Consider the following 12,027-nt stretch of genomic DNA (forward strand, 5'->3'; position numbering starts at 1 on the left):
CTTCCTTAGAGCGTCTTGACCTGCAGCGCCGGCTCCTGCCGGGCCGCGCGCAGCGCAGGCAGCAATCCCACCAGCAGGCCGGTGAGCAGTGCCAGTGCCAGCAAGGCAAGGAACAGTGGGAGGCTGAAGCGCGCCAGTGGTGCATACGCCTCACCCTGTTGGCGCATCAGCCACAGCCCGCCCAGTGTCAACGGCAATGCGAGTACCCCCCCCAGCACTCCGGCCAGTCCGGCTTCCACCAGGCAGGCGGCGATGATCGAGCGCCGTGGCGCACCGAGTACACGGCGTATGCCGTGCTCGCCGGCACGGCGCAGGAAGCGCGCGGCCAACAGGCCGGCGACATTGACCAGGCACAAGGCCAGCAAGCCGGCGGCCAGCCACAGGTTCAGGCGCACGCTGTCGGGCACGACGCGGTTGAAGCGCAGCCATTCGCCCATGGGCCGCAGGGTCGTGTCGGCAGCGCGCTCGAAGGCCCCACTGGCCCGCCGCTGCGCTGCGAACGCCTGCAGACTGCGTGCATACGCTTCATGCTGAACCCCATCCAGCAGCTCGGCCCACAGCACCAGCCACCGGCAGTTGTCGATGTTGATTTCGTCGAAGCGGAAACCATCGAAGCCACCCCCATCGCATTGGCGTGTACTGGTGACCTCCACGCCCGCGTCCACCGCGGCCATCGCCGGCACGAAGATCTCGTCGCCATGGCCCTGCCAACCGGGATCGTTGCCGGGCAGGAAATGTGGGCGTGGGCGTGGTGCCCAGCGCTCGCTGATGCCGATCACCTGGAACGTATGGCGGCCGAGGCGGATCCCCGCACCGGTGCCGTCTTCGCGGCCAAGCAGGCGCTGGCTCAGCGCGCGGCTGATCACCACTACCGGCGCGCGCGTCTGTTCTTCCTCCGGCGTCCAGGCACGGCCATGGCGCAGTGGTACGCCGAACATCGACAGCATGGGCCCTACCGCCAGCACCGCCGATGCGGTGCGCGTGTTGCTGCCGTCGGCATTGCTCACCGACAGCGGCGCGGTCAGCAGCGCCACCTGGCGGACGTCTGCGTGCTGGTGACGCATCGCCTGCACGTCCTGCAGCTTCCAAAGCGGCGGTACGCTGGCGCCAGTGCCATCGATGGTGTCGTTCTCGCCACTGCGTGCCGCCGGGCGCGAATCAGCCCAGGCGATGTAGAGCCTGTGGCTGATGCCGGGCAGCGGATCAGCCGACAGCACCGACAACAGCGTCAGCATGGTCATCACCGATGCGAGCCCCAATGCCAGGGTCAGGACCGCCAGCAGCATTGTCCGCGGATGCCGCAGGCAGCCACGCAGGCCGGTCTCCAGCGTGTAGTTCATGGCTGCGCGGGCGTGGGCGCCGTGCGGTGGCCGTAGCTCAGCACGCGGGTGATCGACCACTGGCCATCGTGCAGGCGCCACAGCATGACGAAGTCGGCCAGTCCCTCGCACTTGCCGCTGGCGGTGTCGCAGAAGCGGTGGCTGCCCTGGGCGATGGCGCCGAAATCCTTGACTGGGAACACCTGCAGGCTGCCGTCGACCAGTTCGCGCGTGTAACGGCCGCAGGCATGGCGGCGGGTGTTGTCGAGCATGGCCTCGCGGGTCCAGGTGACGCCGCCGGTGTCGTGGTAGAACTCCACCGCCGGGTCGAAATAGCCGGCGTGCTTCTCCAGCTGGGCCGGATCCTGGCAATGGTTGAAGCTGTCGAACACGGCGCGGTCGAGCGTGGCGATGGTAGTGGCCAGGTCGTCGGCCGCCAGTGCCGGGACGGCCGGCGCCAGCAGCAGGGGCAACAGGTACAGCGTGGTCTTCATGGGGTTTCTCCTGCGCCGGTCAGGCGCTGCGGGTGGCGACGGCGGGCGGGATCGCCGCGGCGCGGCGCGCCGGGCCGAACACCGCGACCTGGCCCAGCAGCCACAGCACCAGCGCGCTGGCCGGGAGGTAGGCCAGGGGCAGGCGCGGCAGCTCGTACTGGCGCATCAGGGTGAGGTTCAAGGTGTAGGCCAGCAGTACCCCGATCAGGATGCCGGTGCTGGTGAGGATGAAATTCTCGGCCTGGAAGTAGCGCAGGATCTGGGTGCGGGTGGCGCCCAGCGCGCGGCGGATGCCGATCTGGCGGGTGCGCTGCTGCACCCAGAAGCTGGCGAGGCCGACGATGCCGAACGCGGTGACCGCCAGCAGCGCGACGCACACGCTCACCAGCAGCCAGATCACCGCGCGGTCACGGCTGTAGAAGTCGCGGCGCATCTCGCTGACGGTCTTGCGGGTGTCGACGATCCGGTTGGGGTCGGCGCGGGTGAGCGCGGCCACCGCGGCCTTCAGCACCTCGTCGCGGCGGGCCGGATCGGTACGCAGGACATAGCTGCCGTGGGACACCCACAGCGGGAAGATCATGGTGTGGTCGCTGTCCTCGAACATGCGTCCGCGCCCGGGGGCGATCAGCCGGTCAACCACGCCGACCACGCGGGTGGGCTGGTCGCCCCACACGTAGATGTCCCGGCCCAGCGCGCTCCCGCCGGGGAACAGGCGCGCGGCCAGCGCGCGGCTCAGCAGCACGGCGGGCACCTGCGGCGCCTGCCCCGGTGCGTCCAGGGCGTCCTGGTCCTGATACTCGTCCGGGTTGAAGCCGCGGCCCTCCACCACGCGCAGGCCCAGGGTGGGCAGCAGGTGGCCGTCGTCCATGTAGTTGGAGGCGGTGACGACCGCGTCGGCCTGGCCCGGGCGCAGGTTGATGCCAGAGGCCCAGACGTTGTCGCCGTAGGGCAGCTGGTTGACGCTGCTGACCGACCTGACCCCGGGGACGGCGGCCAGGGTGGCGGTGTCCTCGCGCCGCATCGCGTCGCGGTTGCGGTCCGGTTGCAGGCTGCTGACGCTGATATGGACCAGTTCGTCCTCGGCGATGCCGCTTTCGCGGCGCATTTCCGTGGTGCGGTTGCCGATCACGAAGATCGCGTTGCAGATGATCGCGCAGCTCAGGGCGATCTCCAGCACGATCAGCGCCGCGGCGGTCTTGTGCCGCATCAGGATCGAGAGGATCGGACGGATTTCCATGGGAATCTCCGGGAGCGAGGAATGAGTAAAGAGGAGTGAGGAGCGAGAAGAAGCGACGGCAAGCCGTTGCTTCATTTCTCAGCTGCGATCACTGCTCATGAAAAAACGGCAGACTTGATTGCAAGTGCTCTTGATCTGGACTTCTCCCACTTCTCACTCCTCTTCACTCGTTCCTGCTTCACTGGCTCTTGAGCTGCAGCGCCGGCGGCACCTGCATCGCGCGCCAGGCCGGCAGCAGGCCGGCAAGCAGGCTGGCGGCCAGCGCCAGGGTCACGGTCAGCAGCAGGGTGCCGGTATCCATCTGCGCCAGCCGCGCGTAATCGTCCGGCTGCTGGCGGATCAGCCACAGGCCCAGCGCGGCGAAGCCCAGGCCGAGCAGGCCGCCGGCCAGGCCGATGGCGCCGGCTTCCACCAGGCATTGCCGGAAGATATCGCCGCGCGCGGCGCCGAGCGCACGGCGCACGCCGATCTCCCCACTGCGGCGCAGGAACTTGGCCAGCAGCAGGCCGACGGTGTTGAGCAGGCACACCAGCAGGAAGCCGAACGCCAGCCACATCTGCATGCGCACGTCGTTGGGCACCACGCGGTTGACGTCGAGCCAGCCCATGACGTCGTCCAGGCGCACGTTGGCCGGGCGTTCAAAACGGCCGGCGGCGCGTTGCTGGTCCGAATAGTCGGCCAGGTACTTGCGGTAGTCGGCAGCCTGTCCGGGCGATTCCAGCTCCACCCAGTACTGCACCCAGGCGCACGGCGCGTTGCGCCCGCGCGCGCCTTCCGGGTCGTTGTTGCTGTTGCCCCAGCAGTTCATGTTCCCCTGGGTGGGCAGGCGCATGTCGCGCGAGGTGGAGAACGGCAGGAACACCTGCTCGCCGCCGCCGAAGCGGCGGTTGCTGAGGTCGTAGAAGCGCGGGTTGAGCGTCCATTCGTCCATCACCCCGATGACACGCAGCCCCCCCTGCGGCAGCCGGATCTCGCGCCCGACCGGGTCGGCGTCGGCGAACAGCTTCGTGGCCAACCCGGAGCCGATCACCGCCACCCGCGCGCGGGCGGCGTCGTCGTCCGCGCTCCACCCGCGGCCGGCGCGCAGCGGCGCGTTGAACATGGTGAAGAAATCGGCCGAGGTGTAGCGCGATGCGGCACGGAAGGGCTGCGCCGCGGTGCCTTCTGGCAGGACCGTCACCGCGCCGGCGCTCATCATCGCCTGGCGCACGCCGCGCTTCTGCCGCAGCAGTTCCTCGGCGTCGAAGCGGGTCAGCTGGTCCATCGGCTCCGGGTCAAGGCTGACGTCGCGGCCGAGCGTGCGCGGCTCCAGCCGCGGGTAGAACAGGCGCGTGCTCTTGTCCGGTATCGGGTCGCCGGACAGCACCTTGTACAGCGTCAGCGTGGTCATCGCCGCACCGATGCCGATGCCGATCGTCACCACCATCAAGGTGGTCAGTACCCTGTTGCGGCGGAAGCTTCGCAGCGCGAGCTGCAGGTAGTAGCCGAGCATATGGTTCCCCGTGGTGCGGTGTTCCCTGTGGCCCGGGACGGGTCCCGGGCCTGCCTTCCCGCGTGCGTCCTGCCGCCGCGGGAAGGGCGTCCGTGGTCAGGTGCTGCGGGTGGCGACGGCCGGCGGGATCGCCGCGGCGCGGCGCGCCGGGCCGAACACCGCCAGCTGGCCCAGCAACCACAGCGCCGCGGCGCCGAGCGGCAGGTACAGCAGCGGCAGCCGCGGCAGCTCGTAGCGCCCCATCAGCCACTGGTTCAGCAGGTACGCCAGCAGCATGCCGACGATGATGCCGATGGTCGCCAGCAGGAAGTTCTCGGTCTGGAAGTAGCGCAGGATCTGGCCCTTGGTCGCGCCGAGGGCGCGGCGGATGCCGATCTGCTTGGTGCGCTGCTGCACCCAGAAGCTGGCCAGGCCGACGATGCCCAGCGCGGTCACCAGCAGCAGCAGGGCGCTGACGATCAGCAGCAGGCCGATCATGTCGCGGTCGTTGGCGAAGTACTTGGCGCGGCCCTCTTCGTAGGTCTGCTTGCGCCAGACCAGGCGGTTGGGGTCGTTCCTGTCCAGCGCGGCCAGCGCCTGTTCGAGCACCTCGGCGCGGCGTGCCGGGTCGCTGACCCGGATCAGGTAGCGGCCGCCGTTGGAGAAGTTCATGCGGATCGGGAAGATCGCCGAGAACGTGCGGTTGCCGCCCATCAGGTTGGGCCGCAGCAGGGTGTCGACCACGCCGACGATGGTCAGCGGGATGTTGGCCATGTACACGGTTTTGCCCAGCGCATCGCCTTCCGGGAACATCTTGTCGGCGGCGGCCTTGCTCAGCAGGATGGCCGAGGACAGGTTGCTCACGTCCTCGATCTTGTTCAGCTCGTCGCTGCTCTTGTATTCGTCGGCGTTGAAGTCGCGGCCGGCGACCAGCTTCAGCCCCATGGATGCCAGCGTGCCTTCGCCGAACATGTACTGGGTGGCGCTGAGGGTGGGGACTTCCTGCTCGGCGCTGAGCGAGAGCGAGGTGTTCCAGCTGCCGTTCTGGAACGGCAGCTGGTTGGTGATGGCCACGCGTTCCACGCCGGGGATGGCGCGCAGCGACGCCAGGTCCTGCGCGGTGCGGGCATCGGCGTCGGTCTGCTGGCCGATGCCGCTCAGGGCGATCTCGACCAGGCGGTCATCGTCCATGCCGCTGGCCAGGTTCAGTGTCTCCAGGCGCTGGGTGACGATGAACAGTGCGTTGCAGATGATGGCGCAGCTCAGCGCGATCTCCAGCACGATCAGCGCGGCCGCCATCTTGTGGCGCGCCAGCGTGGAGAGGATGGGGCGGATTTCCATGGGGTTCTCCGGAAGCGGAAGAAAAAACGAGGGGTGGGAAGCGGGTGGAGAGCCGGTCGGACCTGCTCGCCACCCCTCCAGTCGTTCCAGCCTTACTGGCTCTTGAGCTGCAGCGCCGGGGTCACCTGCATCGCCCGCCAGGCCGGCAGGATGCCGGCCAGCAGGCTGGCGAAGATGGCCAGGGCGAAGGTCAGCACCAGCATCGAGCCGTCCAGGTGCGCGAGCGATGCGTACTCGGCCGGGCGCTGGCGCACCGCCCACAGGCCGCCGAGCGCGAACAGCAGGCCGAGCAGCCCGCCGGCCAGGCCCACGGTGCCGGCCTCGACCAGGCACTGCTTGAAGATTTCACCGCGGCTGGCGCCGAGCGCCCGGCGCACGCCGATCTCGCCGCTGCGGCGCAGAAACTTGGCCAGCAGCAGGCCGACGGTGTTGACCAGGCACACCAGCAGGAAGCCGAACGCCAGCCACATCTGCAGGCGCACGTCGCCGGGCACCACGCCGCGGTAGTCCATCCACTGCATGACGTTGCGCAGGCGGGTGTTGGCCGGGCGCTCGAAGCGGCCGGCGGCGCGCTGCTGCTCGGAGTAGTTGTCCAGGTAGGCCTTGAACGCACCGGCGTCGCCGGCCGCGTCCAGCTCCACCCAGTACTGGATCCAGGCGCACGGCACGTTGAGCGCGGTGGCGTCGTTGACGATCTCGCGGCCGAAGCAGTTCATGTTGCCGCTGCGGTCCAGCTGCAGGTCGCGCGAGGTGGAGAACGGCAGCAGCACCTCTTCCTTGCGGTCGTACTTGCCGACGAACACGTCGTAGAACAGCGGCTGCGGCGACCAGCTGTCGAGCACGCCGACGATGCGCAGCGGATGGCCTTCGAACAGTACCTCGCGGCCGACGCTGTTCTGGCCCTTGAACAGCTTCTCGTTGAGGTTGCGGCTGATCACCGCCACCCGCGCGCGGCCGCTGTCCTCGGTGCCGCTCCAGCCCTGTCCGTACAGGAACGGCGTGTCGAACATGGGGAAGAAATCGGCGGAGGTGTAACGCGCGCTCACGCTGAACGGCTTGAGTGCATCCACGCGCGGATCGACGATGCCGTCGCCGCCGGTCATCATCGCCTGCCGCGGCGCCTTCTTCTGCCGCAGCAGCTCCTCGGCGTCGAAGCGGGTCAGCTGCTGCTCCGGCTCTTCGCCCGGCTTGTAGCCTTCCCTGGTGTAGGGATCCAGCTGCACGTAGAACAGGCGCTCGCTCTTGTGCGGGATGGGGTCGCCGGACAGCACCTTGAACACGGTCAGGGTGGTCATCGCCGCGCCGATGCCGAGCGCGATGGCCAGCACCATCAACGCGGTGAGCACCTTGTTGCGACGGAAGCTGCGCAGCGCCAGTTTGAAGTAGTAGGCGAACATGGACGTATCCTTGCGGGCGGTCACTGACCGCGGGTGGCGACGATGGGCGGAACGGAGGCGGCGCGCAGCGCCGGGCCGATGACGGCGGCCTGGCCCAGCGCGAACAGGGCGATCGCGCCGAGCGGCAGGTACAGCAGCGGCAGCCGGTCGGTCTCGAAGTAGTGCATCAGCACCTGGTTGCCGGCATAGGCCAGCAACATGCCCAGCACGATGCCGGCGGCGCTCAGCAGCAGGTTTTCGGTCTGGAAGTAGGCCACCACTTGGCGCCGGGTGGCGCCCAGTGCGCGGCGGATGCCGATCTGCTTGGTGCGCTGCTGTACCCAGAAGCTGGCCAGGCCGACGATGCCCAGTGCGGTCACCAGCAGCATCGCCAGACAGACGCCCAGCAGCAGCCGGGTCATGGCCCGGTCCTGGGTGAAATAGCGGTGGCGCAGTTCGGCCAGGGTGCGGCTGTATTCACGGTTGACGATGGCCTCGGGGACCAGCCGCGGTGCCGCCGCCAGCGCGTCGTGGAGAATGCCCGGCAGGTCGCGCGGATCGGCGCGCACCACGTAGGTGCCGCTCTGCGCGTCGCTGGCCACCGGCACGATCACCGACCACTGCGCGGCGGCGACGCCGCCTTCGCTGCGGCCGGGGTTGGGCACCGCGAAGTGGGCGACGATGCCGGCCACACTCAGGTGCGAGGTGCCCATCCAGAACTCGCGGCCGAGCGGATTCTCGCCGGGCCACAGGTGCTCGGCGAAATCGCGGGTGATCCACACCTGCGCATTGGCCGGCAGGAAGTTGTCGACCGGCTGGTAGTCGGCGGCGGTGAAGCCACGGCCCTGCACCGGCACCAGCCCCAGCGCCTGGATCGCGCCGGGGTCGACGGTGTAGAAGTGCGGCACGCCGCCAAAGCGCTTGCCTTCCGGGTCCAGGGTGACACCGGCGGCGCCGGCGCGCTGCGCGAACGGCAGGCTGTTGACCACGCCGGCGGCCTGTACCCCGGGCTGGCGGCGCAGCAGCTCGAGCCAGCGGCCGTTGATGTCGGCGGGGTTGCAGCCCTCGCAGTCGTTCAGCGACAGCGTGGCCAGCGACGCTTCGTCCACGCCGCTGTCCAGGCCGATCAGGTCGATGCGCGACACCGCCATGAACAGCGCGTTGCACAGCACCGCGCAGGCCAGGGCGATCTCGAGCATGATCAGCAGCGCCGAAACGCGGTGCCGGGTCAGGGTCGCCAGGATGGGTTTGATGTCCATGCGCATGCTCACAGCGACTTGACCTGCAGTGCGGGGTCGATCCGGCTCGCGCGCAGCGCCGGCAACAGGCCGGCCAGCAGCGTGGTGGCCACGGCCAGGGCGAAGGTGAGGGCAAGCATCGGCAGGTCCAGGTGCACCATGTCGGCGTATTCCAGCGGTTGCTGGCGCACGTTCCACAGCCCCAGCAGGGTCAGGCCCAGCCCGGCCACGCCGCCGGCCAGGCCGATCAGCGCCGCTTCGACCAGGCATTGCAGGAACACCATGGTGCGGGTGGCGCCCAGTGCGCGCAGCACGCCGATCTCACCGCTGCGGCGCAGGAACTTGGCCAGCAGCAGGCCGACGGTGTTGAACAGGCAGATGCCCAGGAACGCCAGTGCCAGCCACGACTGCAGGCGCGCATCGCGCGGCACCGCGCCGTTGTAGTCCAGCCATTCCATCAGGCTTGGCAGGCGCATGTTGCCGGTCTGGCGGATGCGGCCCAGCGTGTTCTGCTGGCGTACGTAGCCGTCCATGAACTGGCGGTAGGCGGCGACCTTGGCGCTGCTGTCCAGCTGGACCCACAGCTGCAGCCATACGCACGGCGAGTTCTCCAGGTGGCCCGGGCGCTCGGGCAGCGCCCAGCAGGTGAACTGGTGGAAGTTGCCGGCGTTGATCTGCAGGCCGGTGAAGAACGGCACCATCACGTCCTCGGGCCTGGCGTAGTACGACGCCGTATCGCCCTGGGCGAAGCGGCCGCCGGCCACCGTGTAGAACTGGGGCGAGGGCCGCCACGGTGCGAGCACGCCGACGATGCGCACGTCGCTGCCGCGGATGCGCAGCATCTTCCCGGTGCTGTCCGTGCCCCCGAACAGGTGCTGGTTGAGGTCCCAGGAGATCACCGCCACCCGCGCGCGGCGTTCGTCGTCCTCGGCCGACCAGCCGCTGCCCCAGGCCATCGGCACCTGGAACATCGGGAAGAAATCGGCGGTGGTGGAGAGCATGGTCGCCATGCTCGCCGGCTCGCCGTTGTCCGGTGCCTGCAGCTTGACCGGGCTGTCCACCACCAGCGCCTGGCGGTCGGCCCTGGCCGCGCGCCACAGGTCCACGGCGGTGGTGTAGTCGAGCATGTCCAGCGGGTTGGCGCGCGGCTCCTCGCTGGGCGTCGCATCGATCTGCGGGTAGTAGATGTGCTGGCTGCGTCCCGGCAGCGGATCACCGGACAGCAGGTGCCGCACGGTCAAGGTCGTCATCGCCGCGCCGATGCCCATGGCGATGGACAGCACCATCAGCCCGGTGAGCACCGGCGTGCGGCGAAGGCTGCGCAGGCCTTGCCGGAGGTAGTAGGGGAGCAGCGACAGCATGTCCGTGGCTCAGGCCTGGGTGGCCGCTTCGACCGACGCCACCGCGCGCCCGAGCGACGGTTCGCGCAGCAGGTCGGTGGCCTGGCCGTCGACGATGTGCACGTTGCGCTGCGCGCGCGCGGCCAGTTCCGGATCGTGGGTCACCATGACGATGGTGGTGCCCTGGCTGTTGATCTCCTCCAGCAGTTCCATGACGCCGCGCGCCATCTGCGTGTCGAGGTTGCCGGTCGGTTCGTCGGCCAGCAGCAGGCGCGGGCTGCCGGCCAGGGCGCGGGCGATGGCGGCGCGCTGCTGCTGGCCGCCGGAAAGCTCGGCCGGGTAGTGCTTCATGCGCGAGCCCAGGCCGACGCTGCTGAGCGCCTTCTCGATGCGCTCGCGGCGCTCGGCCGAGGGCATGCCGCGGTAGCGCAGCGGCACGTCGACGTTGTCGAACAGGTTCAGGTCGGGGATCAGGTTGAAGCCCTGGAAGATGAAGCCGATCTTCTGGTTGCGCAGGCGCGAGCGGGCATCGTCGCCCAGGTGGCTGACGTCCTGGCCGTCGAGCAGGTACTTGCCGCTGGTGAAGGTCTCCAGCAGGCCGGCGATGTTGAGGAAGGTGGTCTTGCCGGAGCCGGACGGGCCGGTGACCGCGACGAACTCGCCTTCGCGCACGTGCAGGTCGAGCGAGCGCAGCGCGTGGGTTTCGACCTGCTCGGTGCGGAAGACCTTGGAGACGGATTGCATCTGGAGCATGGGATGACCTCTGGGAAAGGGGAAACGGGAAACGCGGGATCAGGCGTGGTGGACAGGAAGCGCAGTGGCGGAAGGGTGGGGGATCGCGCCTGCGGGGGTCTGGACGATTGCCGTCGCTTCCATGCCCCGTTGCCCGTTCCCCGCGCCCGGCTTTTCGATCAGTTGATGGAAACCTTCTCGGCGTCGCCGAACAGGTCGGTACCGGAAACGACGACCTTCTCGCCCGGCTGCAGGCCGGAGACGATCTCGACCTCGCCCAGGCTGCTGACGCCGAACTGCACCGGGCGGCGGCTGGCGGTGCTGCCGTTGACCACCCACGCGTAGCGGCCGCCGGACTGCTCGACGAACGGGCCGCGCTCGACCTTGACCACGTTCTTGCGGGTGTCGAGCAGGATCCGCGCGCTCATCCGCTGGCTCTGGCGCAGGCCCTCGGGCTGCTTGTCGGAGAAGCGGATGCGGGCCACGACCTCGCCGTTGACCACCTCCGGCGAAACCGCGGAGATTTCGCCCGGGAACGGCTGGCCGGAGCCGCTGGTGAGCTGGGCCGGCATGCCGATCGCCAGATCGCGGGCGAAGCTCTCGGGCACCTTGATCTCGATCTCGAAGCGCGACAGGTCGACCACGCCCAGGATCGGCGCGTTGGCCGCGACCTGGGTGTGCTGGGTGGCCTGCACCTGGCCGACCTGGCCGTCGAACGGCGCGCGCAGGGTGAGTGCGTCCACCTGGCGCTGCACCTCGGCCACCACCGCCTGCTGGCGGTTGGCGAGCAGGCGCTTGTTGCGCGCGTCCAGGTCCGCGCCCTGGCTCTGCAGCGCGGCATCGCTGCGCGCATGCTGCAGGGTGATCTCGGCCTTCTTCAGGTCGTCCTGCGCCTTGGCCAGGTTGACCTGCGGCACCGCGCCGCCGTCGAAGCCGCGCTGGTAGCGCTCCAGGTCGCGGGCGGCGGCCTGGCGGTCGATGGCGGCCTGGTCGGTGACCTTGCTGGCGGTGGCGCGGGCCAGGGTGGCGTCGAGCGCGGCGCGCCCGGCCTCGGCCTCCAGGCCGGCCAGGGTGGCCTGTTCCTGCGCCAGCTTGCTGCGCAGTTCCGGGCTGTCGATCACCGCCAGCTCCTGGCCCTGCTTGACCACGTCGCCGGCCACCACCTTCAGGGTCACGGTGCCGGCGGAGATCGCGTACAGCACCGGGCTGTTGGCGGCGATCACGCGGCCGTCGGCGGCGATGTCGCGCACCAGGTCGCCGCGGCCCACGGTGGCGATGCGCAGGCGCGCGCCATCGAACGAGCGCGAGCCGCCCAGCCAGCCCTTGGCGACGAAGCCGATGCCCGCCAGCACCACGACCGTGGCCACGGCCGGCCACAGCCAGCGGCGCCACTGCGGCCGCGAGCGCTGGGAGATTGTCTGGTCCTGTGCGGAGGTGTCGCGGATCATCGTCGGCTTCGCTGGAAGAGTTGGTATCTGT

10 protein-coding genes are annotated in these 12,027 nt (G+C 69.4%); all 10 read right to left on the minus strand.

Annotated features, from left to right (window positions below; genetic code table 11):
- Positions 1 to 5: 5 nt before the first annotated feature.
- Positions 6 to 1,340: an ABC transporter permease gene (locus MKP15_RS12825; protein ID WP_240212950.1), complete on the minus strand. Its 1,335-nt coding sequence runs from the start codon at positions 1,338 to 1,340 to the stop codon at positions 6 to 8.
- Positions 1,337 to 1,813, minus strand: a complete 477-nt coding sequence (locus tag MKP15_RS12830) for a nuclear transport factor 2 family protein (RefSeq protein WP_240212951.1) — start codon at positions 1,811 to 1,813, stop codon at positions 1,337 to 1,339. Before MKP15_RS12830 ends, MKP15_RS12825 begins: the two co-directional genes overlap by 4 nt.
- A gap of 19 nt (positions 1,814 to 1,832) precedes the next feature.
- Positions 1,833 to 3,050, minus strand: a complete 1,218-nt coding sequence (locus tag MKP15_RS12835; RefSeq protein WP_104937937.1) for an ABC transporter permease — start codon at positions 3,048 to 3,050, stop codon at positions 1,833 to 1,835.
- Between the two features lie 178 nt (positions 3,051 to 3,228).
- The gene (locus MKP15_RS12840) at positions 3,229 to 4,542 is read right to left on the minus strand and encodes an ABC transporter permease (protein WP_240212952.1); all 1,314 of its coding nucleotides are present in this window, start codon (positions 4,540 to 4,542) and stop codon (positions 3,229 to 3,231) included.
- A 96-nt stretch (positions 4,543 to 4,638) separates the two neighbouring features.
- Positions 4,639 to 5,862, minus strand: a complete 1,224-nt coding sequence (locus tag MKP15_RS12845; RefSeq protein ID WP_161614321.1) for an FtsX-like permease family protein — start codon at positions 5,860 to 5,862, stop codon at positions 4,639 to 4,641.
- 92 nt (positions 5,863 to 5,954) lie between these two features.
- Positions 5,955 to 7,259 carry an ABC transporter permease gene (locus tag MKP15_RS12850; protein WP_104940093.1) on the minus strand — a complete coding sequence of 435 codons (1,305 nt, stop codon included), beginning with the start codon at positions 7,257 to 7,259 and terminating at the stop codon, positions 5,955 to 5,957.
- Between the two features lie 20 nt (positions 7,260 to 7,279).
- Positions 7,280 to 8,497, minus strand: a complete 1,218-nt coding sequence (locus tag MKP15_RS12855; protein ID WP_240212953.1) for an FtsX-like permease family protein — start codon at positions 8,495 to 8,497, stop codon at positions 7,280 to 7,282.
- 8 nt (positions 8,498 to 8,505) lie between these two features.
- Positions 8,506 to 9,828: an ABC transporter permease gene (locus MKP15_RS12860; RefSeq protein ID WP_240212973.1), complete on the minus strand. Its 1,323-nt coding sequence runs from the start codon at positions 9,826 to 9,828 to the stop codon at positions 8,506 to 8,508.
- Between the two features lie 18 nt (positions 9,829 to 9,846).
- A complete protein-coding gene (locus tag MKP15_RS12865; protein WP_104937940.1) occupies positions 9,847 to 10,569 on the minus strand; it encodes an ABC transporter ATP-binding protein in 723 nt (240 codons plus the stop codon).
- Between the two features lie 158 nt (positions 10,570 to 10,727).
- The gene (locus MKP15_RS12870; protein ID WP_104937941.1) at positions 10,728 to 11,996 is read right to left on the minus strand and encodes an efflux RND transporter periplasmic adaptor subunit; all 1,269 of its coding nucleotides are present in this window, start codon (positions 11,994 to 11,996) and stop codon (positions 10,728 to 10,730) included.
- Positions 11,997 to 12,027 lie beyond the last annotated feature (31 nt).

It is taken from the genome of Stenotrophomonas sp. Y6, from assembly GCF_022436665.1.
Lineage (GTDB): Bacteria > Pseudomonadota > Gammaproteobacteria > Xanthomonadales > Xanthomonadaceae > Stenotrophomonas > Stenotrophomonas acidaminiphila_A.